This window comes from Virgibacillus aidingensis, from assembly GCF_010994035.1.
Classification (GTDB): domain Bacteria; phylum Bacillota; class Bacilli; order Bacillales; family Amphibacillaceae; genus Virgibacillus_N.
The window spans coordinates 50,036-74,642 of the sequence record NZ_WIXN01000023.1 but is presented as its reverse complement, the minus strand read 5'-3'; the positions used below and the strand labels follow the sequence as shown (position 1 = coordinate 74,642).

General features: G+C 38.9%; 28 protein-coding genes. 25 read left to right on the top strand and 3 right to left on the bottom strand.

Going from position 1 to position 24,607, the window contains the following annotated elements:
- The first annotated feature begins 181 nt into the window (after window positions 1–181).
- From GHD25_RS16835 to GHD25_RS16820, 4 genes are all read left to right on the top strand, one after another.
- On the top strand, window positions 182–619 hold the full coding sequence (locus GHD25_RS16835; protein WP_164219017.1) for a DUF4430 domain-containing protein: 438 nt from the start codon (window positions 182–184) through the stop codon (window positions 617–619).
- Between the two features lie 5 nt (window positions 620–624).
- Window positions 625–1,011: an ECF transporter S component gene (locus GHD25_RS16830; protein WP_346426798.1), complete on the top strand. Its 387-nt coding sequence runs from the start codon at window positions 625–627 to the stop codon at window positions 1,009–1,011.
- 225 nt (window positions 1,012–1,236) lie between these two features.
- Window positions 1,237–1,776: an RNA polymerase sigma factor SigX gene (sigX, locus tag GHD25_RS16825; protein WP_164219015.1), complete on the top strand. Its 540-nt coding sequence runs from the start codon at window positions 1,237–1,239 to the stop codon at window positions 1,774–1,776.
- On the top strand, window positions 1,769–2,971 hold the full coding sequence (locus GHD25_RS16820; protein ID WP_164219013.1) for a hypothetical protein: 1,203 nt from the start codon (window positions 1,769–1,771) through the stop codon (window positions 2,969–2,971). The genes sigX and GHD25_RS16820 overlap by 8 nt, the downstream gene beginning before the upstream one ends.
- A gap of 212 nt (window positions 2,972–3,183) precedes the next feature.
- On the opposite strand, the gene GHD25_RS16815 is transcribed toward GHD25_RS16820, so the two are convergent.
- Window positions 3,184–3,435, bottom strand: a complete 252-nt coding sequence (locus tag GHD25_RS16815; protein WP_164219011.1) for a ferredoxin — start codon at window positions 3,433–3,435, stop codon at window positions 3,184–3,186.
- A gap of 178 nt (window positions 3,436–3,613) precedes the next feature.
- Between GHD25_RS16815 and GHD25_RS16810 the strand changes: the two genes are divergently transcribed.
- From GHD25_RS16810 to GHD25_RS16780, 7 genes are all read left to right on the top strand, one after another.
- Window positions 3,614–4,687: a YpbB family protein gene (locus GHD25_RS16810; RefSeq protein ID WP_164219009.1), complete on the top strand. Its 1,074-nt coding sequence runs from the start codon at window positions 3,614–3,616 to the stop codon at window positions 4,685–4,687.
- On the top strand, window positions 4,680–6,215 hold the full coding sequence (locus GHD25_RS16805) for a RecQ family ATP-dependent DNA helicase (RefSeq protein ID WP_164219007.1): 1,536 nt from the start codon (window positions 4,680–4,682) through the stop codon (window positions 6,213–6,215). Before GHD25_RS16810 ends, GHD25_RS16805 begins: the two co-directional genes overlap by 8 nt.
- Window positions 6,202–6,768, top strand: coding sequence for a CPBP family intramembrane glutamic endopeptidase (locus GHD25_RS16800; RefSeq protein WP_164219005.1), 567 nt, complete (start codon window positions 6,202–6,204; stop codon window positions 6,766–6,768). Before GHD25_RS16805 ends, GHD25_RS16800 begins: the two co-directional genes overlap by 14 nt.
- 11 nt (window positions 6,769–6,779) lie before the next feature.
- Entirely contained in the window at window positions 6,780–7,088 is a 309-nt protein-coding gene (locus GHD25_RS16795) for a hypothetical protein (protein ID WP_164219002.1), read from the top strand.
- A gap of 174 nt (window positions 7,089–7,262) precedes the next feature.
- Window positions 7,263–7,853, top strand: a complete 591-nt coding sequence (locus tag GHD25_RS16790) for an adaptor protein MecA (protein ID WP_164219000.1) — start codon at window positions 7,263–7,265, stop codon at window positions 7,851–7,853.
- A 281-nt stretch (window positions 7,854–8,134) separates the two neighbouring features.
- Window positions 8,135–9,415 carry a Glu/Leu/Phe/Val family dehydrogenase gene (locus GHD25_RS16785; RefSeq protein WP_164218998.1) on the top strand — a complete coding sequence of 427 codons (1,281 nt, stop codon included), beginning with the start codon at window positions 8,135–8,137 and terminating at the stop codon, window positions 9,413–9,415.
- A gap of 114 nt (window positions 9,416–9,529) precedes the next feature.
- On the top strand, window positions 9,530–10,528 hold the full coding sequence (locus tag GHD25_RS16780) for a YpdA family putative bacillithiol disulfide reductase (RefSeq protein WP_164218996.1): 999 nt from the start codon (window positions 9,530–9,532) through the stop codon (window positions 10,526–10,528).
- Between the two features lie 466 nt (window positions 10,529–10,994).
- Here the strand turns inward: GHD25_RS16780 and GHD25_RS16775 are convergent, their stop codons facing one another.
- Entirely contained in the window at window positions 10,995–11,963 is a 969-nt protein-coding gene (locus tag GHD25_RS16775; protein ID WP_164218994.1) for an asparaginase, read from the bottom strand.
- Window positions 11,964–12,122: 159 nt separating this feature from the next.
- On the opposite strand from GHD25_RS16775, the gene prsW reads away from it, so the two are divergent.
- Window positions 12,123–12,800: a glutamic-type intramembrane protease PrsW gene (gene prsW / locus GHD25_RS16770; RefSeq protein ID WP_164218992.1), complete on the top strand. Its 678-nt coding sequence runs from the start codon at window positions 12,123–12,125 to the stop codon at window positions 12,798–12,800.
- 271 nt (window positions 12,801–13,071) lie between these two features.
- Here the strand turns inward: prsW and GHD25_RS20260 are convergent, their stop codons facing one another.
- Window positions 13,072–13,200, bottom strand: coding sequence for a hypothetical protein (locus tag GHD25_RS20260; RefSeq protein ID WP_276207847.1), 129 nt, complete (start codon window positions 13,198–13,200; stop codon window positions 13,072–13,074).
- 102 nt (window positions 13,201–13,302) lie between these two features.
- On the opposite strand from GHD25_RS20260, the gene sleB reads away from it, so the two are divergent.
- The 13 genes from sleB (at window position 13,303) to GHD25_RS16705 (ending at window position 24,503) form a co-directional block, all read left to right on the top strand.
- The gene (gene sleB, locus GHD25_RS16765) at window positions 13,303–14,151 is read left to right on the top strand and encodes a spore cortex-lytic enzyme (protein ID WP_164218990.1); all 849 of its coding nucleotides are present in this window, start codon (window positions 13,303–13,305) and stop codon (window positions 14,149–14,151) included.
- A 15-nt stretch (window positions 14,152–14,166) separates the two neighbouring features.
- On the top strand, window positions 14,167–15,510 hold the full coding sequence (ypeB, locus tag GHD25_RS16760; RefSeq protein WP_164218988.1) for a germination protein YpeB: 1,344 nt from the start codon (window positions 14,167–14,169) through the stop codon (window positions 15,508–15,510).
- A gap of 89 nt (window positions 15,511–15,599) precedes the next feature.
- On the top strand, window positions 15,600–16,265 hold the full coding sequence (locus GHD25_RS16755) for a flagellar brake protein (RefSeq protein ID WP_164218986.1): 666 nt from the start codon (window positions 15,600–15,602) through the stop codon (window positions 16,263–16,265).
- A gap of 198 nt (window positions 16,266–16,463) precedes the next feature.
- Window positions 16,464–17,144 carry a (d)CMP kinase gene (gene cmk, locus GHD25_RS16750; protein WP_164218983.1) on the top strand — a complete coding sequence of 227 codons (681 nt, stop codon included), beginning with the start codon at window positions 16,464–16,466 and terminating at the stop codon, window positions 17,142–17,144.
- 216 nt (window positions 17,145–17,360) lie between these two features.
- The gene (rpsA, locus tag GHD25_RS16745) at window positions 17,361–18,491 is read left to right on the top strand and encodes a 30S ribosomal protein S1 (RefSeq protein WP_164218981.1); all 1,131 of its coding nucleotides are present in this window, start codon (window positions 17,361–17,363) and stop codon (window positions 18,489–18,491) included.
- Between the two features lie 120 nt (window positions 18,492–18,611).
- A complete protein-coding gene (locus GHD25_RS16740; protein ID WP_462943917.1) occupies window positions 18,612–19,211 on the top strand; it encodes a YphA family membrane protein in 600 nt (199 codons plus the stop codon).
- Entirely contained in the window at window positions 19,204–20,085 is an 882-nt protein-coding gene (locus GHD25_RS16735; RefSeq protein ID WP_164218977.1) for a YIEGIA family protein, read from the top strand. The genes GHD25_RS16740 and GHD25_RS16735 overlap by 8 nt, the downstream gene beginning before the upstream one ends.
- A complete protein-coding gene (locus tag GHD25_RS16730; protein WP_164218975.1) occupies window positions 20,086–20,271 on the top strand; it encodes a capping complex subunit for YIEGIA in 186 nt (61 codons plus the stop codon).
- 149 nt (window positions 20,272–20,420) lie between these two features.
- Window positions 20,421–21,731, top strand: a complete 1,311-nt coding sequence (gene der, locus GHD25_RS16725; RefSeq protein ID WP_164218973.1) for a ribosome biogenesis GTPase Der — start codon at window positions 20,421–20,423, stop codon at window positions 21,729–21,731.
- A gap of 13 nt (window positions 21,732–21,744) precedes the next feature.
- Complete coding sequence (locus GHD25_RS16720) at window positions 21,745–22,782, top strand: NAD(P)H-dependent glycerol-3-phosphate dehydrogenase (protein WP_164218971.1); 1,038 nt, start codon at window positions 21,745–21,747, stop codon at window positions 22,780–22,782.
- A 60-nt stretch (window positions 22,783–22,842) separates the two neighbouring features.
- Window positions 22,843–23,103, top strand: coding sequence for a stage VI sporulation protein F (locus GHD25_RS16715; RefSeq protein WP_164218969.1), 261 nt, complete (start codon window positions 22,843–22,845; stop codon window positions 23,101–23,103).
- Window positions 23,104–23,561: 458 nt separating this feature from the next.
- Window positions 23,562–23,759 (top strand): DUF2768 domain-containing protein, encoded by a 198-nt coding sequence (locus GHD25_RS16710; protein WP_164218967.1) that lies wholly within the window; start codon window positions 23,562–23,564, stop codon window positions 23,757–23,759.
- Window positions 23,760–23,780: 21 nt separating this feature from the next.
- Entirely contained in the window at window positions 23,781–24,503 is a 723-nt protein-coding gene (locus GHD25_RS16705; protein WP_164218966.1) for a hypothetical protein, read from the top strand.
- The last annotated feature ends 104 nt before the right edge of the window (window positions 24,504–24,607 follow it).

Below are 24,607 nucleotides of genomic sequence, written 5' to 3'. Positions count from 1 at the left end.
GCCGTATACGGAACCGTACGTACTGGTGGTGTGAGAGGTCGGAGGTTAGTCACCTCCTCCTACTCGATCCGTCCGGCCAAAAGTCTCCGGATAAAATGTAATATATAAGTTCGGATATCCCATTAAAATAAGCAATGATGAAATTAACTCAGTTAAATAAAGTGAAAGGAAGAAAATTAAAATGAAAAAATGGATGCTTCAATTGGGTGTTATATTTACTGTTGGTTTATTACTAATCGGCTGCGGAACTGATGAAGATAGTGCGGAGAATAATGTTTCCACAAATCAAACTGCAGAACAAACGGAAGGCAATGATGCCGCTGAACAAAATGAAGATACCGTACTGATCACGATTTCAATTGATGAAGGCAGCCAATACGTAGATGAAAAAGAAATCCCTGTAGAAGAAGGGGATATTTTGATGGATGTAATGAAGGAAAACTTTTATGTGGAAGAGGAAGAAGGATTTATTACTTCCATTGAAAGGGTATCAGCTGAAGAAGGCGAAGAAAAAGGCTGGATTTTCTATGTCAATGGGGAAATGGCCATGGTCGGTGCGGAGGATTATGAACTAAGCCCGGGCGAAGAAATAAATTTTGATTTTCAGCCTTGGGAATAAGGTAAGTGAATACGTACAAGCTGACACTCATTGCACTTTTGGCCGCTTTGGCAGTTGCAGGGAGATTTATCTTTTCATTTCTCCCTAACATACAGCCTGTTACATCGATTATTATTGTTTGCGGTCTCATTCTCGGTCCGACCGCTGCCATATTACTTACATTATTAACTGCTTTTCTGTCAAATATGCTGTTGGGAATGGGCATATGGACCATATGGCAGATTGTATCCTGGTCGGTAATTGGTTTAATGAGCGGACTCCTGGGCAGACTCAAGACTAACATTCCCATGCCAATCCTTTTGCTCTATGCCATTTTTTGCGGGTACTTTTATGGATTTGTTATTTCTCTGACGACCTATCAAATTACAGGAAAATTTTTCCGTACTATTTGATGGGACTGCCTTTTGATACATACCACGCCATTGGAAATGCACTTTTTATACTTTTACTATATCCGATCATTACTTATTTCCTAAAAAAATATTCAAACGGCAGGTTTACAATTCAAAATACCAGCTGACAGGGTTGGTGTTTTTTCTTTTATCATTTATATTATTAGTAGGCTAAGAGTGTAACATTTACGGTGCAATTAACGTCTGTATGAGTGGAGGCCCTTTATGAATTCCGTGTTTAATAAAATTTATGATGAATTTCACCAGGATTTATATCAATTTATATTCTACATGGTGAAAGACAAGCATTTAACAGAGGATCTTCTTCAGGAGGTTTATATTAAAGTATTAAATTCACATAAAAATTTTAAAGGGGACAGCAGTTTAAAAACCTGGTTATTTTCCATTGCACGTCATGTAACCATCGATCATTTCCGTGCACAAGAAAGGAAAAGAAAGCGAATTCTGGAATTTTTCGATTGGAATGAGAAGGGTCAGAATATGAAAGATAATAAGCCGCTTCCAGATGAGGTTGCTGTCCAAAATGAAGAAGTTAAACAAATTTATGAACATCTGGATAAATGCACCCCGGATCAAAAGAGCGTATTGATTCTGCGATTTATTCAATCTTTTTCCATCAGGGAAACTGCTGATATATTAAAATTCAGCACAAGTAAAGTAAAAACAACCCAGCACAGGGGATTAAAAATGCTGAGAAAATATTTGGAGGAAAATAAAAAGAGAGGAGGAGAGTCCAATGAGTGATCAGGATCAGAATGACCAAAGAGAAATAATTGATAAATTAAAAGGCCTGCCTCAAATACAGGACACAAGAAATAAAAAAGAAGTTTTCAGCCAAATCTCCTCCCATCCAGATCTGAAACGTCGTAAAATCAACCGAAAAAAGAAATGGATGCCAATTGTTTCCGCAACAGCAGCAGCCCTGTTTTTAATTTTATTGCTGCCAGTTTTTTTCAATACGGATACCCGGCAAATAAGTGAAGAAGATTCTATGAATGAAGCTTATGATATGCCAATGGATGAAACAAGTGAAAATTATTCATACGAACAAGAACAGGAAAGTGCCGGACAGGAAATAAACAGAGAATCTGCGCCTGCAGAACAAGAAAACAGTCAGATGGAAACCGTAAATGAAAGTCTGGTTGTTCACCATGTAAGCCAGGACCAGAACATTTATTTTGCAGGCATACCTGATTTACAGGCACAATATGTTATTCCAATTGCCTTTATTAACTCGGGGGAAAGAGATCTTCAAGGCTTTTATAATAATATGGATGAGTATTTAGGTGAATTGAATAGCGATACAGGAGAGTATTTATTTGAAAATGTGGAATTTGAAATCGATCACTCGAGTTATGAAGTGGCCATGGCACTGCCAAATGATTTTTCATTAAACGGAAGTGCAGCTACGGCAAATATGTTTGAAAAAATCCTGTCTGAGATGTTTCGTCCCTATGGAACGGAAAAAGTCACTATTCATACTGATAATGGAGAACCTGCAGAGTTTGATCCTTTTGGGGATATAGATGAAATGCAGCTTCAGGAAATGACTCCCTCCGGCTATAAGCTTTATGAATTGGGAAATACGAAAATGCTGATTCAAATTCCCCATAATGATCAAACGAGCATTGAAGAGGCAATTCAGGGAATGAAGGAAGACGAAGCTGAATTACATGTTTTTAAAACCGTCCCGGAAGATATTCAGTTTACAATAGAACAGGAAAACAATCAGTTAAACTTCAGATTCTCCGAGGATACCGATTTTACAGAAGGCCGGGATTCCTTGGATATGATTGAGGCCGTATTAATGACGGCAAAAAGCTATGGTTATAAACAGGTGAAGTTTGAAAACACGGAGCAGCAACATATTGGACCATACAATTTAACAGAACCCTTACCCGTCCCGGAAGCTGTGAACCCAATATATTTAAATGATTAGCAGAAAAACCCGAAACCGCACAAAAGTATTTTAATCCTTTGAAACCAGCAGCTAAAATCCGCTTCGGAAATATACTGCGCTGGATTAGTTCATTGTCCGGATATAATAGGGTTACTTAATATATATCCCGCAACCCGAAAGTTGGTATTCCGGGCTGCGGGATTGTTGTTACTCGCCACATCATAAGTTATTCAGCTCTCCATACCAGCCTGCTACTCGCCAAATTTCAACGGATCCCCTTCGAATGGACTGAAAGCGATTTTGATGGAATCAGTGGGGCAGCCCTGATGTGCATCATGCAAATCTTCTTTTAATCTGCGTGGAATTTTTATGGTTCCCTTATTATCATCCAACAGGACATAAGCAATCCCTTCATCATCATAATCAAATATGTCTGGTGCAGCGGCTCCACAGGCTCCACATGCAATACATGTCTCCTGGTCAACAATTGTATATTGTGCCACACAAAATCCTCCAAACTTAAAACTGTATAAAATAGAAATGCTGCTTATAAAAATGAAGTAAAGACTGGAATTATGAAGTCAATTACATGATAATATTATACATGAAATCCTTTTTTTCGCATATCCGCGAGATTTCGCAGGAATAGATTCAGCAGCTGATAAAAGGGGGGAGCAGCTTTTGTTACTTGACTATATTCTATTGATTCATTTTAAGCAAATAAAAGGAGAACGTACAGATGCTGCTATTTTTCATATTTTAAAAGGAAAACAATCCATTCAAACTGTTCAGGACATACATATTTTTAATTTAGAGAAGTTTTACGGTGCAGCACGGTTTTTAAACAAGAAGCAATTTGACGGGAGAGTTGAAAATCTGAGAGTAACTGAAAAAATAAAAGAACAGGCAGAGACAAACCAATTTGCTGTCACACAAAAGGGCATAGATTGGCTGAAGGAAAATAAATCCGCTGTCCCAATAAACTATTTTAATGGGTACAGATATGACCGTACTGCATCGGAATTTTATGAACGATTGCTTTTACTTATCCAGACATTTACAAACAGTAAAATGAATAATTTCTCTTTTATTCCCGTAATCAGCAATCGATCAGCGGAAAACTGGGTGAAATCATTTTATGGAAAAACAATTGGCAGCAGACAGGAAGTGCTGCCCATGTTATATAAAGAGCTGGCAATGCTGCTTTCCCATAGTTCCCGGCGGGAATCAGAGATCTTTGTCGATCGTTTAAGCGGGTATAATGTATATGGACTCAGCATTAATCAGCTGGCAACAGCGTACGGCCTTGAAAATGAAGACGTTAGCCTCATGCTGACAGGGGTAATCCATCACATACTGTCTATGGTGGAAAAAGAAACAAATAAATATCCGCTCATGGGTCATATCATACAGGATCTAATAAATACGTCCGCACTCAGCCATTCTGCAGCGGCCACCCTTTATTTACTCAATAAAAGGTACTCCATCCCTCAAATTGCAAGCAGAAGGCAGTTAAAGGATAATACGATTTATGATCATATTGTGGAAATTGCTTACAATAATGATCAATTTCCTGTTACCAACTACGTCTCAAAGGACAAGCAGGACTTAATTATTAAAACAATACAGCATGCGCAAACCCTAAAACTGAAAGAGATAAAGAAGTCGCTTGGGGATGAATTCAGTTATTTTGAAATCCGCTTAGTACTGGCCGCTTACAGACATTTGCTGAAAATAGGTGATACCAATGAATGAGGACGATACATTAATCGAAGGCCTGAAGCACTATTTCGGATACGAATCTTTTCGGCCGGGCCAAAAGGAAATCATTAAAGATATCATGAAAGGGAAGGATGTATTAGGTATTTTGCCGACCGGGTCAGGCAAATCCGTTTGCTATCAACTGCCGGCCATTCTTATGAGCGGAAGCACCATCGTTGTTTCTCCGTTAATTTCTTTAATGATGGATCAGGTAAAACAATTGAAAGCAAATAATTTGAAAAGTGCAGTGGCATTAAATAGCTTTATGACTCCATCGGAAAGGCGGCAAACTTTACAAGCATTGCATAAATACAAACTAATTTATATTTCTCCGGAGCTGCTTCAGCAGCATGAAATACAGCAGAGATTAAAGAAAATGGATATAAGTTTATTTGTTATCGATGAAGCACATTGTATTTCCCAGTGGGGCTTTGAATTTCGGCCTGATTACCTGAAATTGGCTGATATAGCAGGATTACTGAACAACCCTCCGATCCTTGCTTTAAGTGCTACTGCACCGGAAAATGTTCAAAAAGATATAATTCAATTGCTGTCCAGGCCGGGTATGACAAAGCATATCTACCCGATGGACCGGGAAAACATCGCAATCAGTATAAGCAGGAAAGATAATGATCAGGAAAAGATAGCAGAAATCAGTCATATTCTTTCCCGTTTTTCCGTACCGACTTTAATTTATTTTTCAAGCAGGCAAGCAGCAGAAAAGACGGCTGCTGCTTTAAGGGAAACACTGCCACAGCGTATTGCCTATTATCATGGAGAGCTGGAACAGCATGACCGGATATCAGTCCAACAGCAATTCATGAATAACCAGCTGGACGTTATTTGCTGCACGAATGCCTTTGGAATGGGTATCAATAAACCGGACATCCGTCTTGTCATCCATTTTCACTTCCCTCCTCAGCTTGAGGGATACATACAGGAAGCAGGAAGGGCAGGCAGGGATGGCAAATCAAGTGTCAGCCTGATATTATATTCTATGCAGGACTATTTTATACCGAAGAAATTCATCACCAATGAACTTCCGTCTGTAAAAGATTTATCCTTCGTTTTTCAGTATTTATCTGAACAGAGAAGATTGCCTGCAGCTTGGGATGAAGTCGGGGAAATCTTTAAACTGAATGAAACCCAATGGAGATTTTTACGGTATCAATTAGAAAATCATGCTATTATTAAAGATAACAGGCTTATTGCAGGATCCAGCCAATTAGCTTCCGCATTTAATAAAATTACGGATGCCATACATAACAGAACCGCAGTAAAAGAAGGAAAACTGCAGGATATGCTAAACTGGCTGCAAACGGAAGGGTGTCTTCGGGAAGCTTTATATAAAAACTTCCAGCCATCCTTCAGGAAACCGGATGGATCCTGCTGCAGTCATTGCGGTTTTACTTTGGCTGATTGGAAAGTGGAACAAACAATCATTGATGACCGCTTTTCCGGAAATTGGGAAGATAAGCTAAAGAAACTATTACTGATTGGTGAAAATAATGAAGCAGAGTGAAATTATAGAACAGTTATCCGATGAGGAGCTTAAACAGCAACTATTCATATCCCAGGGTTTATTTATAGTACTTGCTTTCGTGTTAAGTTTTATTTTCTTTGATGACTTGCGGGAATGGCTGCAGTATTTCAGCTGGGAGCCGGAACAAATTTTTCTCTACGGGGTTATCCCCGGGTTAATTATTGTGCTGATTGATATTATGTTAGTATGGACATTACCAAAACGCTATTATGACGATGGCGGAATAAACGAAAGGGTTTTCAAAGGGCAGCAGGTAAGCTATGTGTTTATTTTATCCCTTACTGTTGCTTTTGCCGAAGAAATACTGTTCAGAGGCGTGCTGCAGACAACATTTGGATATATCATTGCAAGTGCTATTTTTGCGCTGGTGCATTTCAGATATTTAAACAAACCGGTTTTATTTATTTCCATCCTCTTTGTCAGCTTTTATATAGGATATTTATTTGAGGTAACCGGAAATTTAGCAGTAACCATTACAGCGCACTTTATAGTGGATTTTTTACTTGGGTTATTCATTCGTTTGCAAAGATGAGGTGAATCATATTGGGGAATAATCAAAATAAGGAACGGGAAGACCAGGCGGAAGAATTAAGAAGATTGGTATATGATGTGGAACATGACAGGGAAGAGGAAAGCATACATACTGCAGGCGAAGAAAAGGAGACACGCGAAATAGATATCTTAAATTTGCCTCCGCGTAAAGAGGTTCATGGAAAAAAGCAAAATCCTGTTAAATTAAAAACAAGCACGTCATTCAAAAGACTGCTGCTTGTTGCTGTTATACTGATTATTATTTTATGGAGCATTTATTTCTTGTACGGTGATAATCTGATCCAAATTTTTAACAGCTGACGCATGTGCTGTGCTTCCACCAATTTCTGACTGTAAACAATAATTATTACCCGGGAAGAAATGATAATTCAGCGTTCATCAGCTGAGAAAATTGCATATAGTATAAAGAGAAGCATCAATAAAATGATTCTACGATAATTTAAGGATGTAAACCTGTATTAAGGGGGATGTTATATGCGCATGGAAAGACTATCCATTAATCAATTCACCATTTTTTTAACTTTTGATGATTTAATTGAAAGAGGCTTTACGAAGGATGAATTAAAATATGATGTTTCCATTACTCAGAACCTGTTTAGTGATATGATGCATGAAGCAAGTGCTGAACTGGATTTTGAACTCGGTGGAATGCTTTTTATACAGGTTTATTTAATGCAGGCTCAGGGGATGCATATAATAGTCACGCAAAATAACGAATTCGATGATATGGATCAGGAATTTATTAATATGAAAGTTACACTGGATGAAAGAATGGATTTAATATTTTTCTTTGATGATTTTGAAGATATTATACTTGTCTCTGAACATCTGGATTCTTTTTCCATCAGTGGAGGCGAGATATACTATTTTAATGAAAAGTACTATATGCTTATGGAAGAGACAGATTTAAACGAGGAAAATAAAGAAGATGTCATCGCTGTTTTGGCAGAATTTGCTTCACCGAGTTTTACAACACCATATCGTCTTCGGGAATACGGGAAAGTAATTTATCAGTCTGAAGCGGTTAAACAGATTTTGCAGACATTTTATCAGTGCAGGGGCTAAAGTAATAGAATGAATAGGCGGAAAATGGTATGATAGTAGCAGGCAGGAAAAAATAAAAGCCGGAGTTTTTGCTTTTATTTATAAAGAAAATCACTTCAAATTTCAGGGAATATTTACAGGTTCTATTCGGAAAAAATAGCAATCGTAATGTAAACTTTACCTTCAGGATTGGCTTTTCCGGGAAAATAAATATATAATATTGCATATTTATTTTGAAGGTGTATACTATTCTCTGAGTACAGCAATTCTAAACATTTATAGCTATATTAGGAGGTAAATTCATGGTAGCCGATAATGCAGCAGATTCTACCAGGGAAGCTAATAAAACAAATGATATTCTAAGTTCAACACGAACGGTGATTAAAAACGCATTGGAAAAACTGGGTTACCCTGATGAAGTATTTGAACTTTTAAAAGATCCTGTTCGCATGATGACAGTGAGAATCCCTGTCCGGATGGATGATGGGTCAGTTAAAGTGTTCACAGGATACCGTGCACAGCACAATGATGCAGTAGGACCTACAAAAGGCGGAGTCCGCTTCCATCCGAATGTAACAGAGAAAGAAGTAAAAGCATTAGCCATTTGGATGAGCTTAAAAGCCGGAATTGTTGATTTGCCGTATGGCGGAGGAAAAGGCGGGATTATTTGTGACCCGCGGGAAATGTCCTTTCGCGAGCTCGAGGGGTTGAGCCGCGGTTATGTTCGTGCGATCAGCCAGATTGTCGGACCGACAAAAGATATACCCGCACCTGATGTATTTACGAATTCACAAATTATGGCATGGATGATGGATGAATACAGCCGAATAGATGAATTTAACAATCCGGGCTTTATTACAGGAAAGCCGATTGTACTGGGAGGTTCACATGGCAGGGAATCCGCAACTGCCAAAGGGGTAACCATCGTATTAAATGAAGCTGCAAAGAAAAGAGGTTTGGATGTAAAAGGCGCCCGCGTGGTTGTACAAGGTTTTGGAAATGCAGGGAGCTTTCTGTCCAAGTTTTTGCATGATGCAGGAGCAAAAATTGTAGGAATTTCGGATGCTTATGGTGCATTGCATGATCCGGAAGGTTTGGATATCGATTATTTATTGGATCGCAGAGACAGTTTTGGAACGGTAACAAAATTATTTAATAATACAATCACCAATAAAGAATTACTGGAGCTCGATTGCGATATATTGGTTCCTGCCGCGGTAGAAAACCAAATTACGGAAGAGAATGCGCATAATATTAAAGCCGATATCATTGTAGAAGCTGCTAATGGACCGACTACAATGGAAGGGACAAAAATACTCACGGAAAGAGGAAAATTGCTTGTGCCCGATGTTCTGGCATCTTCCGGCGGTGTAACCGTTTCCTATTTTGAATGGGTTCAAAACAACCAAGGCTATTACTGGTCAGAAAAAGAAATCGATGATAAACTGCATGAAATTATGATTAAAGCATTTGACACGATATACAACACTTCACAAACAAGGCGCATAGACATGCGATTGGCTGCATATATGGTCGGAGTAAGAAAAGTAGCCGAAGCTTCAAGGTTCCGCGGCTGGGTATAAAACGAATTTTAATAAAAAAACTCTTATCATATAAAATTGGATAGGAGTTTTTTTAGTTTGAAGATTGAAGGGATGCAATTTATTGAATATCAGCAAAAAAGGAAGTGGTTATAATTGCAGGAGGAAAAGGTAATCATTATTGGCGGTGGACCATGCGGGATGTCCTGTGCCATTGAACTCCAGAAACTGGGAATATCACCGTTGATTATCGAAAAGAAGAATATTGTTAATACAATTTACCAGTTTCCGACACATCAGACTTTTTTCAGTTCGAGTGAAAAACTGGAAATAGGCGAGATACCATTTATAACAGAAAAACAAAAACCAGTCAGAAACCAGGCTCTGGCATATTACCGGGAAGCGGCAGCCCGGAAACAATTACGGGTTAATACATTTGAAAAAGTGACTGGTGTTCAAAAACAAGGTGAGCATTTTGAAATCTATACATTAAAAGGCAAAAAAGAAACGGTGTATAAAGCATTACATGTCATCATTGCCACCGGATATTATGACCAGCCCAATTACATGAACATACCCGGAGAAGAATTGGATAAAGTAACCCACTATTTTAAAGAAGGGCATCCATATTACAATAAAAAGGTGCTGGTCATCGGAGGTAAAAATTCTGCCGTAGATACCACGCTTGAGTTATACAAGGCAGGCGCCCATGTAACGGTGCTTTATCGCGGGGAAAAATATTCTCCCAGCATTAAGCCATGGATTCTTCCGGAATTTGATTCCCTTGTAAAAAAAGAACTTGTCCGTATGGAATTTAATGCAGCGGTTACAAAGATAACCGAAGATGAAGTGTTTTATACAGCCGGTGACACAGATAAAAAAATCGAAAATGACTTTGTATTTGCAATGACAGGCTACAGGCCAGATATTGAGTTTCTTAAAAATTGCGGCGTATTGGTTAACGAGATGAATGGAAAACCTTCTTTTGATGATAATACGATGGAGACAAATATTCCAGATCTATATATTGCAGGCGTTGTGGCAGCAGGCTATAATAACAATGAAATTTTTATTGAAAATGGCCGTTTTCATGGCGGGATAATTGCCAGTCATATAAAAAGTAAGCAGGTCAGCGAGGCAGGCACAGAACACTGAGTAAGCATAGAAAAGACGAACAATCCACCATATTAGCTCCGGAGATATACGTATGTAGACTCCTGGGACTATGTACAGCTGTTCCTCGTAATTTGCGGGAGGAAAGGCATCGGTAAGACCCCTAAAGACGAGTTAGCAATTTTACTTGCGAGAAGTGCTGCACCACTGGATAATTGTAACACGAAGCGCACGAGAAGGCTTACCAGCCGCCCGCGGCAAAACAGACACCGGGAAAACGACCAAAGGGAGTTTGAGCGGATGTCGCATTTGTGAAAGTGGTGAAAGCGTAGTATATTTCCGGAGCGGGTTTTTAGCTTAGTGTATAAGGATGTTCGGGTTTCTGTTTACTAAAATTGTTTTGCCCCATCCTCGCTCTATAAATTTCCCTTTTAATACAAATGATAGCGGGGTCCTTTTTTTAACCCGCTATCATTTTTTTCTGTTTGTATTGTTTTTTGCACAATGTTTAATGTTCCTCAAATATTCTCTTTAAAGAGGTAAAATCCTTTTCCATCTCCAATGCAATCAGCAGCTTTAACCTTGCTTTTGGTCCATTTAAACCATTTGCAAAAATCAGGCCCATACGCTGCAGGTCACTCCCTCCGCCTTCATAGCTGTAAGTCGGCTGAACAATTCCCTGATAACATCTCGATACAATGATGACTGGTATATCACTTCGAATCATTTCCTGTAAAGTTCCAATCACTTCTTTGGGTAAATTACCCTGCCCCAAAGCTTCTATCACCAGCCCATCCGGATCATTCTTGCTTATGGCCTGTATTATAGAAGCATCCATCCCTGCATAAGCCTTTAACAAATATACGGTTTTGGAAATGCTTTTTACAGGGTACGTATACCGGGATAAAACGGTATGATGAAATAAAATAGCTTCCTTTGTAACAATACCTATAGGGCCGTACTGCGGACTTTGAAATGTAGCTACATTGCTGGTGGACGTTTTGGTTACATTTTTCGCTGTATGTATTTCATCGTTCATGACAACCAGTACACCTTTATTCTCTGCTTCCTTTTCCACTGCAACGCGCAGAGAACTAATCAAGTTATACAGTGCATCTGAACCGATTTCATTGCTGGACCGCATCGCACCCGTTAATATAATCGGTTTTCCAGTTTCAATGACCAGATCCAGGAAGTAAGCTGTTTCTTCAAGTGTATCGGTCCCGTGGGTGATTACAATCCCTTCATAATGCTGAAGATTTTTTTCTGTTTCCTTTGCCAGCTGCAGCATATGGTCCGGTGTGATATGTGGTGACGGAAGAGAAAACAAAACTTTTTCATCTACATGAGCATAAGCCTTCAAATGGTAGGAAAGCTCTGTTAGCGGATGTTTATTCGTTGTCGTAACTTCTCCGGTGTTTTTATCTTCAAGCATGGAAATGGTTCCGCCTGTATGAATAAGCAATATTTTTTTCATGGTAAACATCTGCCTTTCGTGTATATGAATGTAAAAGCTTTTTACTTCGGTTATTTAATTCAGCTTTTCTCTTATACTGGTTTTTAAAAAATTTCCTATTCTCATTATATGCACTTAATGATACGATAAAAGTATTGCACTGGAAAGAGGTTGTCTTTTATGTTTGCCATTTTATCCGCAGGTATTGCTCCTGCGATTGCACTTTTGTCATTTTTTTATTTAAAGGATAAATTTACCGAGCCCATTCCCCTTATATTGCGGACATTCATACTTGGTGCGTTGCTCGTATTTCCGCTTATGTTTATTCAATATGTATTTAACGCTGAATTCCTTGGAAATCATCCTTTTCTTCAATCCTTTTTAATTATTGCTTTAACGGAAGAATTTTTCAAATGGTTCATTTTTTTCTATGTCATCTATAACCATTCTGAATTTGATGCCCATTATGATGGGATTGTATATGCAGTCAGCATAAGTTTGGGCTTTGCCACATTGGAAAATATTTTATATTTACTTGCCAACGGGATAGAACATGCATTTTCGCGTGCTTTATTTCCGGTTTCTTCCCATGCTCTGTTTGGTGTGATTATGGGGTATTATTTTGGAAAAGCCAAAATGAATGGCATCCATAAAAAAAGAAACCTTACCCTGGCATTTATCCTGCCATTCCTGCTCCATGGAACATATAATTATATGCTGAACGTGATTGAGAGCAACTGGCTGATTTTACTGATTCCTTTTATGATTGGTTTATGGTTTATAGCATTGCGCAGAGTAAAGATAGCTAACGAGCCGCATCCCGATTTTATTTTTCAGCAAGAAAAAGAACAAGTGTGAGGTCTCCTGTCCCAGGACAGGGGATTTTTTTGTATGCAGGAAATGATAAAAAGTTAGTTGTATTATTTAGTCCAGTCCCTGCTTCAGCCCAACGAATAATTACGTTGGAGCGGGCTTTTCAGCGCAGTCAAACACTCCTTCATCTCCGTAAGATTAAAAATATTTGCCGGCCGGCCAGGCAGTTTACTTAGTCCTGTTTTGTGCCAAGGTAAAAGCGAAGTTTAACCAGCGGCCGGCAATCTTCTATTCAAAAATCCATTCATCTGCCAAACTAAAATTTTGTCCCGGCTTCCATCTCCTGCCGCATGAATGGCACAGGAAAACCGCCGCTTTGCCCGGCAATGCGGATCCACGCGGTTTTGCCGGGCAAAGTCCATACGTTATTATACTGGGCTTGCACTATTGTTCCCTGCCATGAGATAAACCATAATTCATGCATAATAATCGAGTTTTTCCAAAGAATAATTACCACAAAACCTAAGAAACACCAGGAGGAATATTTATGAGCTATAAAAAATTATCGCTTTCCATCATTCTGATTGGTTTGTTGTTTACTGGAATAGAAGCTGTTTTTCCTAAGGAAAATGCCGATGCATTCAGTGAACAAGTGATTCAGCATGGTGCAGTAGGCGATGATGTTATTGAACTGCAAGCCAGATTACAATATTTAGGTTTCTATAACGGTCAAATTGATGGTGTGTTCGGATGGGGTACGTATTGGGCATTACGTAATTTTCAGTACGAATTTGGCATGAAAGTGGATGGATTGGCCGGAAATGAAACAAAGCAGAAATTAACAAATGCAAGTAATTATGATGAACAGCATGTCAGGGAGCAAATTAATCAAGGAAGAAAGTTTACACATTACGGGGGAATAGATAACCGTCAGCAATCCGCTCCCCAAGAAGATGGAGGCGGTGAAGGAGGGGGCACTGCAGAACAATCTGCCCCAGCTGAGGAAGCGGCAAACACTGCAGTTAATGTCCCGCAGGGTTTCTCCCAAAATGATATTCAGCTTATGGCAAATGCCGTTTACGGGGAAGCCCGGGGTGAGCCATACGAAGGTCAGGTTGCCGTGGCAGCTGTCATTTTAAATCGGGTGGAAAGTCCCACATTTCCAAATACCGTTTCAGGAGTGATCTTTGAGCCGCGTGCTTTTACTGCGGTCGCTGATGGTCAAATTTGGCTCACACCTAATGAAAGAGCGACCGAGGCAGTATTAGATGCCATTAACGGATGGGATCCAAGCGGGAACGCAACCTATTACTTTAACCCGGATACCGCAACTTCCGGATGGATTTGGACACGGCCGCAAATAAAAAGGATTGGAAAGCACATATTTTGTCATTAGAAAGGTGGTATATGTATGATCAGGTGGATTATAATAGCAGCACTTACTGTTGGGATTGCCGGCACAGCTTTTTGGGGTTACCAGGAACACCAGGAGAAAAACGCCATTCTTATCCAGGCGGAAAATGACTATCAGCGTTCATTTCATGATTTATCGTATCACATGGATCTATTGCATGATAAAATTGGCACAGCGCTGGCAATGAACTCCGAAAGCAGCTTGTCCCCGCAGCTGGTGGATATTTGGCGTTTATCCTCGGAGGCTTTAAATGACGTCGGACAGCTTCCGTTGGGACTTTTGCCTTTTAACAAAACAGAAGAATTCCTATCCAATATAGGGGATTTCACTTACCGGACTGCGGTCAGAAATCTGGAGAATGAGCCATTATCGAAAGAAGAAACCGAAGCATTGAAAGAGCTCTATTCCCAATCAAGTAATATTAAGGATGAACTAAGACAAATCCAGCATATTGCCCTGGAAAATAATTTGCGATGGATGGATGTACAGCTTGCCTTAGCAAATGAAGAAGCACAAATTGATAATACAATTGTCGATGGATTTAAAACTGTAGAGAAAACTGCAGGAGAGTTTTCCGAAACAAATGTAGACTCTCCCATCATAGGCACTTCCTCCCGGGAACATGAGTACAAGAATTTATCAGGGGATGAAATAAGCGAAGAAGAAGCATTGGATATAACCAAAAGCCTGATTGAAGTAGAAAATGATGAAAACATTACAATAACGGAAAGCGGGGAAGGATCTGAAATTCCGTTATACAGTATTTCATACCGAAATGAAAATAAAAATGCCTATATGGACATAACACAGCAAGGCGGGCATCCATTATCCCTGCTCATCAACAGACCTATTCATGATCAGGAAATCAGTTTAAATGAAGGGCTGGAAAAAGCAGAGGATTACTTGAAAAAACTTGGTCTGGAAAATATGACGCTTTTCCAAAGCAGCCAATATAATAATATGGGACATTATTCCTTCTTATATGAAGAGAATGACGTACGGATTTTTTCTGATGCTTTAGAAGTAAAAGTAGCCTTGGATGATGGAGAGATACTCGGCTTTACTGCTAATAACTATTATATGAACCATACGGACAGAGACATACCTGATCCGGAAATTTCGGATAAAGAAGCTAAAGAAATGGTGAACAATGGCGTAGATATACAGGAAGAATTTCTGGCTGTTATTGACAACGACTTAGGCGAGGAAGTATTGACCTATGAATTTTTAGGAGTCATGAATGACGAAACTTATCGTATTTTTATTAATGCCATGGATGGAAAGGAAGAAAAAGTAGAAAGACTGGATGGTACCGAAATAAATTATAGCGCCGGCTATTAAAAGGAAGGCAAAAGCCTTCCTTTTTTTAGATTTTTCTGTAATAATAGGGTTAAAGTCACGTTTACTTCAATATAAAGGCGGTATTGAAAATGAAAATAGGTACTTTGCTTCAGCTGGAATATAAAATGGACGGCGTCTCCGAAGTTTTAAAATACTATTGCAAAATAATCGATAGAAATGATCGTTATTTGTTTATTGATTATCCGGTAAACGAAAAAACAAAAAAAACCGAGCTCCTTCCTAAAGGCGCGCATTTTTTTGCTGCATATATCGGAAAAGATCAGTCAGTGTACCGGTTTCGGACCGAACTTGTGTCAAAAGTGAGCCTTAACATTCCGGCACTTGCCATAAAGCTGCCAAATAAAGAAGATTTAAAAAGAATACAGCGGCGGGAATTTGTACGTGTGAAATCTGCTGTAGATATAGCTGTTTATTCCGATAATAATTCATTTTCACCGTTCACTACAGTTACCGATGATATAAGCGGCGGCGGTATGTCGATCATTGTACCAGACGGTATAAACCTGGAGTTAAGCAAAGATATATGGATTTGGATGGTTTTGGAAATGTATAATGGGGAATATCAGTACCATAATATAAAAGCTGTATTTGTACATATTAATAAACTAAACAGGGGGATTTGCATCGCTTCTTTAAGATTCACAGCACTCAAACAAGAGATCCGGCAGCAAATTATCCGTTATTGTTTTGAAAAACAGCGGGAAGCAAGAAAAAAGGAACTGCAGCATTTTTAATGTATGAAACAGTCCGTTTCGGCCCGACAGGCCCGAATTATGGCGGTTTCTGTAAAGAGATAACTTAAATATACATAGACCGGCTTTCCCGGTATATGTTATATTAAATATAGAAACGAAAAAACTTGGCAAACTGTCAAGTTTTTTTCACCCGACGATAGGATATTGACGGTTACTGAGAGGAATGAAGCATTATCAATGAATAAGAAAAAAATAGCTATAGCAATCGATGGGCCGGCAGCTGCCGGGAAGAGCACCGTAGCAAAAATAGTGGCTCAGCGGCTTTCCTATATTTATATCGACACAGGTGCTATGTACAGGGCGCTTACTTTAAAAGCGCACAGATTAAAAATCAACTTCCATAAAGAAAAACCGTTAATGGAATTATTGCAGCAGACAAAAATTGAATTAAAGCAAAGTGAAGAAGGGCAGCTTGTATTTATGGATGGCAAGGAGGTTACCAGTGAAATTAGAACAGAAGAAGTTACCAAAAATGTTTCTTACGTGGCAGCTCACCCCAATATCAGAAAGGAAATGGTAAATAGACAGCAGGCATTAGCGCAGGGGAATGGGGTGGTTATGGACGGAAGAGATATTGGAACACATGTTTTACCGAATGCGGAGGTAAAAATATTTCTTAAAGCTACTGTAGAAGAGAGGGCAAAACGCAGATATGAGGAAAATGTGCAGAAAGGGTTTCCTGCTGATTTGCAAAAATTAAAAAGGGAAATAGAACAACGGGATCAGCTTGATTCCGAACGCAAAACAGCCCCGTTAATAAAAGCGGAAGGAGCCATCGAAATAGACACCACCTCACTTAACATCAACGAGGTAGCCGAGAAAATATTAAAGATAGCCGAAAGTAAAAAAAGTTTTTAAATATGTATTTAATAAAATGGTCTGTTCCTAAACAGCAGTATATACTTTAAATAAACACTTTTGCTTGACAAATAATTGAAATTATTAGAAGTTATAAAAAGAACTATATAGCAATGACTGGCATTTTGAAGCTAATCACAGTAAAATAATAAGAAAATTATAAGTCAAATTATAAAGAGGAAAGGTTTTTGATTTGTACATAGGAGGGTTAAGGATATGAGTGAAGCAAATAATGAAATAACAGAAATTAAAGTAGGAGACATATTAAACGGTACCGTTGTAAAAGTTGATGAAAAACAGGTACTTGTTGATATTGGCTACAAGACCGAAGGCATACTTCCAATTAGTGAGCTTTCAAGCCTTCATGTAGAAAAGGCAAGCGAGATTGTTAATGAGGGCGATACTTTGGAAGTGAAAGTAAAAAAAGTGGAAGATGATGAAGTAATAATTTCCAAGCGTGCAATTGATGCAGAAAAAGCATGGGAGGATCTGGAAGAGAAATATAACAGTGGTGAGGTATTTGAAACAGAAGTGAAGGATATTGTCAAGGGCGGACTTGTTGTGGATGTAGGTGTCCGCGGATTTATCCCTGCTTCATTGGTGGAAACCTATTTTGTCGAGGATTTTTCCGATTATAAAAATAAAATGCTGACAGTCAAAATAGTAGATCTGAACAAAGAGCAGAACCGCATCATTTTATCCCATCGTGCTGTGGCAGAGGATGAATTAGAAGCAAAAAAAGAGGAATTATTGCAATCATTGGAAGAAGGGCAAGTGCTTGAAGGAACTGTTCAGCGCTTGACAGATTTTGGTGTTTTTGTTGATATCGGCGGTGTAGATGGACTCGTTCATATTTCACAGTTGTCACACGGCCACGTGGAAAAAGCTTCAGATGTAGTTTCTGAAGGCGATAAAATTGAAGTAGAAGTTTTATCAGTGGACCGGGATAATGAACGTATTTCTTTATCGCATAAAAATACTCTGCCTGGCCCGTGGACAAATATTGAACAGGAAATTTCAAAGGGTGATACGTTGGAAGGAACGGTAAAAAGACTGGTAAACTTTGGCGCCTTTGTGGAAGTGAAAGAAGGGGTTGAAGGACTTGTCCATATCTCCCAAATTGCCAACAGGCATATCGGGACACCACATGAAGTGCTCGAAGTTGGGCAAACAATCAATGTTAAAGTGCTTGATGTAAATGAACAGGCACAGCGGATTTCCCTGAGTATAAAAGAGCTGGAAGTGGAACAGGAAAAAAGTGAGCTGGAGCAATACGAGAAAGATGATGATCAATCAGGTTTTCAATTTGGCGATTTTATAGGGGATAAACTTAATAAATATAAATAAAACAAGAAGATGTTTTTAAATCTATAAGATTTTCTTTCTTAAAAGTCTTTCCTAACCGGAAAGGCTTTTTTGTTTAGGATTCACCCTTTTTACCTATACTGCTAATGGCAGGTGAGTAAAATGAATAGCGGTGTGTTTTTTTACTGGTTCAGCTGGATCTTAATAATATGGATTCTTTTTTTTATGACGAAGAACAACAAAAGAAAAATACTGGCTTATTGGCTGCTGTTCATCATTATATGTTCAAATCTCCATTTAACAGTCGGCTACTATAGTATTTCTGTCTCTTTTTTGCTGATTTTTACCGGTTCAGCGATATGGATTATTGCGCAGCAGCGTTTTCTGTATCAGCTGCTATGTTCTTTTACCGTAGCCATCATGTATGCTGCCATTCATTTCTGGCTGCATATTGCCCCTGTATGGCTGTTTTTGCCCATCACTGTAATTATTCCGCTATCATGCAGTTTGTTTATTGTATTGCTCGTTAAAAAGCCGCTTTACAGAAAAGCAATATGCTTATTTGGCATTTGTTCGGGAGAATTGGTTTACAGTATTACAATGACAGGTTACGGCTTTTACAGAACTATAGGAGAGATCATATTCTTTGATTATATTGCGGGCATCCTGTTAATTTTTACTGTTTTAGCCATACTACATAAGGGAGCTGCAAAATTGAACAGCTTGATAAAACATAAACAACTGAGGTGGCAAAATGAATGAATATATTGTTCCCATAGTATTTGGCATCATTGCAGGTACTATCGCAAGAATTGTTATGTTACGAACAGACTACAGGCAATATCCTACATATTTGCATGGAAGAGTCATCCATTTATCACTTGGTTTTATAGCTGCTTCCCTTGGAGCGGTTGCAGTTCCGGCTATTATGGAAATGGAATTTACTGCGGTAACCTTCCTGACAGTTGCTGCAACACAATTCAGGGAAGTCCGTAATATGGAGCGGAATACCTTAACCGAGATAGACGAATTTGAGCTTGTTCCCCGTGGCAAAACCTATATAGAAGGGATTGCACTATCTTTTGAAAGCCGAAATTACCTTGTTATTTTTACTGCCTTAATAGGAACATTATTTTATTTAGTATGGCATATATATGCTGCCATTGTTGGGGTTCTCTTATGTATGCTGATATCGAGGGGATTGAGAAGCGGTTCTACAATAAAAGAAGTAGTTGATATAAAATATCATGAACTGCATTTTGAGGGAGCCGGTTTATATGTGGATAACATATACATCATGAACATCGGTTTACCTGAGAGACAGGAAGAAATTTTGAAATATGGAATGGGATTTATACTGACACCAAAGAACATGAATGAAATTAATACTGTCGGTAATCTGGGACAGAGGCAGGCCATATTGCACGATGTTTCTGTGTCTCTTGGCATTTTCCGCGACTCAGGCACACCTGCGCTCTCCCCGTTAATCAAAAGGGATTTGGATGATGGAAGACTGGGAGTGTTTATACTTCCTCAGGTCAGGAGCAAAGAAAAGGCAATGCAGGTTATCGGGGCCGTTCCAGTATTGGAAAATGCTATCCGAATGCCATCTGAATCAAAAGGAGGCATATTATAAATGGATTTGGAAAAAAAGATCCTTGCCGTTATTACTACCAATGAATCAAAAATAGCAGGAGGGGCACCAATTTTCCTTTGTGATGACTCACAGGAAGCCGAAGACGTCGCTGCGAACCTGGAGGCAATAATAGACGGCATTGCCCATGCACTCAGTGACGAATTATATATCATCGTAAAACATTAAATACAGGGACGGTTCTCCTTTTTCATAAAAATTTTTATTCCGATAAATAAAACTGGAGAACCGTCCCCCATGTTTCCATTGTGGAGAACCCTTTCTTTTGCTAGAATGAATAAAGCAATTAATATGTTCGCTGAAGAGAGAGGATAGCTATGAGAAAATCAGTTGTAGCAATTGTCGGAAGACCAAATGTTGGAAAATCAACAATCTTTAATAGACTGGCCGGTGAAAGAATTTCTATTGTGGAGGACATCCCGGGTGTTACAAGGGACCGGATTTATGCAGAGGCGGAATGGTTAAACTTTACATTTAATATAATAGATACAGGCGGTATTGAAATTGCGGATGAACCATTGCTTGTAAAAATGAGAAACCAGGCTGAAATTGCAATAGACGAAGCAGATGTAATTATATTTCTTGTAAATGGAAGAGAAGGTATAACAGCCGCTGACGAAGAAGTTGCAAAAATCCTCTACAAATCAAATAAACCTGTCGTCCTTGGTGTAAATAAAATTGATAATCCCGAAATGCGGGAAAATATTTATGAATACTATTCCCTTGGCTTCGGAGAACCTTTCCCTATATCCGGCTCACATGGTTTGGGACTGGGGGATTTATTGGATGCTGTTATCAGTAAATTTCCGGAAAGAAGTCAATTAAAAGATGAAGATGATACCATTTATTTCAGTGTCATCGGCCGTCCGAATGTGGGGAAATCTTCACTTGTGAATGCATTATTAAACGAGGACCGCGTTATAGTCAGCGATATAGAAGGTACTACACGGGACGCTATCGACACTCACCTTAAAACAGAAGACCAGGATTTTGTCATTATAGATACTGCAGGCATGCGCAAACGCGGCAAAGTGTATGAAACGACGGAAAAATATAGTGTACTGAGGGCTTTAAAAGCAATAGAACGTTCTGATGTGACTGCAGTTTTAATTGACGCAGAAACCGGAATCAGGGAACAGGATAAAAAGGTAGCAGGTTATGCCCATGAAGCAGGAAGGGCTGTAGTAATTGTTGTAAATAAATGGGATACAATAAATGCAAATGAAAAATCCATGAAAGAATTTGAAGAGAAAGTCAGGGGGCATTTTCAATATTTGGATTACGCTCCGATTGTTTTTTTATCGGCCAAAACAAAAAAACGTCTTCATACGCTGATTCCGGCAATAAAAACAGCCAGTGAGAACCACACAAAACGGGTACAGACGAATGTCTTAAATGATGTAATTATGGATGCTATTGCGATGAATCCGACCCCTACCTATAAAGGTAAGCGGCTAAAGGTGCTTTATGCCACACAGGCAGCAGTAAAACCGCCTGCTTTTGTCATTTTTGTCAATGATCCGGAACTGATGCATTTTTCTTATGAGCGCTTTTTAGAAAATAAGATAAGAGAAGCCTTTGGTTTCGTTGGCACACCTATAAAAATATTTTCCAGAAAGAGACAATAAGGAGGAGAGGTCTTTGGCAATTGTTGCAGTTTTAGGGGCAGGAAGCTGGGGGACAGCACTAAGTATCGTATTGGCGGATAACGGCCATCAGGTACGGCTATGGACATATCGTAAAGAACAAGCAGAAGAGATAAATGAAACACATCGGAACAATAAATATTTGGATGTCAACATTCCAGAGGCAATAATGGCGTACAGCAATTTACAGTCAGCGACAGAAGGCGCCGATGTTATTGTATTTGTTGTTCCTACCAAGGCAATCCGGGAGGTAAGCAGGCAACTAAATGGAGTTCTCCCCGCTTCTGTGAGACTCATTCATGCTTCTAAAGGGATTGAGCCTGTTACGTTAAAACGTGTCTCGCAGATGATTGCGGAAGAGCTGACAGCGTATGAGGAAGAAGATATTGCTGTACTATCCGGGCCGAGTCATGCAGAAGAGGTAGGGTTAAGACAGCCAACCTCAGTTACAGTTGCTTCTGAGAAGGAAGTAAATGCAAAATATGCCCAAACTTTATTTATTAATGATGTGTTTCGTGTTTATACTAGTACTGACAGTTTGGGAGTAGAGCTGGGAGGTGCTTTAAAAAATATCATCGCCCTTGGTGCAGGCATCTCTGATGGGTTAGGTTATGGAGATAATGCAAAAGCAGCGCTCATTACCAGAGGTCTGGCCGAAATTACCAGACTGGCAACATCGCTTGGTGCAAACCCGCTTAGTTTCCTTGGGTTATCCGGTGTAGGTGATTTGATCGTTACCTGTACGAGTGTGCATAGCCGAAATTGGCGGGCCGGAAATCTATTGGGGAAAAATTATAAATTGGATGATGTATTGGAGCAGATGGGAATGGTTGTAGAAGGAGTGCGAACAGTAAAGGCTGCTTATGAATTTGCCAAAAAGCAAAACGTGGAAATGCCTATTACTTCAGGTATTTATAAAATACTGTATGAGCAAATGGATCCAAAAACTGTCGTGGAACAGCTTATGAATAGGAGTAAACGGGATGAAATGGACGATTTATCCAAATTATTGACTGATCGGTATATGGCATAACACGGAATACTCCCCCTTGCATATAATATGTTGAAACAAGATTAGCAAGGAGGAGAATAAGTGAATAATTTTCAAAAAGGGCTTTTTGACAAATTACAGGAAAATGCAAATATTAAACCGGATGAAGTATATAAAGTGGCGGATTCCGTAAAAAACGCTGATTTTTCCGATGAAAGAACGGTGAGAAAACTGGTTCGCCACTTAGCTAAAATGGCAAATAAACCAATCTCAAAGGATAAAGAAAATAAAATTGTAGAATCCATCACCAAAAATAATATGCCGACGGATATGCAATCTTTAAATCAATTATTTAAAAAATAGCTTTACTTGGGCAAGTGAGTATACATCCAGTTATATACTTGCATAATATAAATCGCACAAGCATTCATGGATAGAGCCTGCGTGGACATTATTTAGTCAAACCGGAATGAAGCCAGCCCCCCTTCATTCCGGATTTTTAATTGTTTTTCATAGAGGGTTAAAGGTATACGCCGAAAACAATAAACAATGGAAAAACAGATAATAGTTCAAAGGTTCCTTTACAAAGTAAAAATTTGAATAGATGTTTTTTATATGGGGAACGAACGTCTTATGTTATAATACGCAATGGGAGCTTTGTCCATGTTCATTAATGACTTTAGGTATCCCCTTACATATAAAAAGTAAATATCGGCAGATCCGGGGGTGCTGCACGCTGATCGGCGGACAAGCTTATTCCAGCAGCGATAGAGACATACCCTATTTTTTTAATTGGCCTTAACGTAACAGGAGTGAAATAAATGAGTGAAGCAATGCTGAAAATGTATATTTCTTTTGCAGGAATGATATTCCTTATACTGGCTATCGGTTTAATTTTATTAAGCAGATATAAGCTGAACGGCTGGGTCAGGGGAATTGTGTCCTTCCTTGCCTATGTATTTTTAATACTGGGCAGTATCATCATCTTTTACATTGTATTTAGCGGTCCCACAAGGTAAAGCCGGTAAGGAGGCACTTACATGAAAAATGCAACCATTTGGATTTCTACGATTACCATTTTATTATTATTGAGCGGCTGCCTTTACCCTGAAAGTGAATTGGAAAAAAACCAGACTCCAAACGAAGATCAATTGCAAATGGTACAAAGCGCCGTAGAACAATATAAGGAATCAACGGGCGGACTTGTTCCGATTCAAACCAAACCAAGTGATACACCTATATTCCAAAAGTATTTAATTGATTTCACGGCATTAAAAGAAAATAATATTATTACAGAGATACCAGGCAATGCCTTTGAAAATGGCGGTGTTTACCAGTACACACTCATCACACCGGATGAAGATCCGCAAGTCAAATTGATTGATTTACAAATCACGGAAGCCCTTCGCAATGTAAATGTCCAATTGAACATTTACAGGGAAAAGCATCTGTACCCTCCATTCGGAAAAGAGATTGAGGAAAAAATCTTTACAGTGGATTATGGAGAATTAGGTCTTGATGAACCGCCTACAATCAGAAGTCCATATTCAAATAATAATCTGCCAATTGTGATGGATGTTAACGGAGAGCTTTTTATTGATTACCGTATTGATCTGAATCAAGCTTTAAGCGAGTTTGAACATGATTTTGAAGAAGGAGATGATATACGCTATTTGCTGGCTGAAAATACGCCATTTGTACCTGCCTATTCATTTCCCTACACAATTAGAGACGGAGAACCCGTTTTTTCCCCGGATCTGTAAATAAATATCATATTCGCACCCTTGCAACATATATTGTTGCAAGGGTTTTTTTAAACGCTTGATAAAATAAACATCTTTTTTAAGCATACCGGTAGCTCAATTTA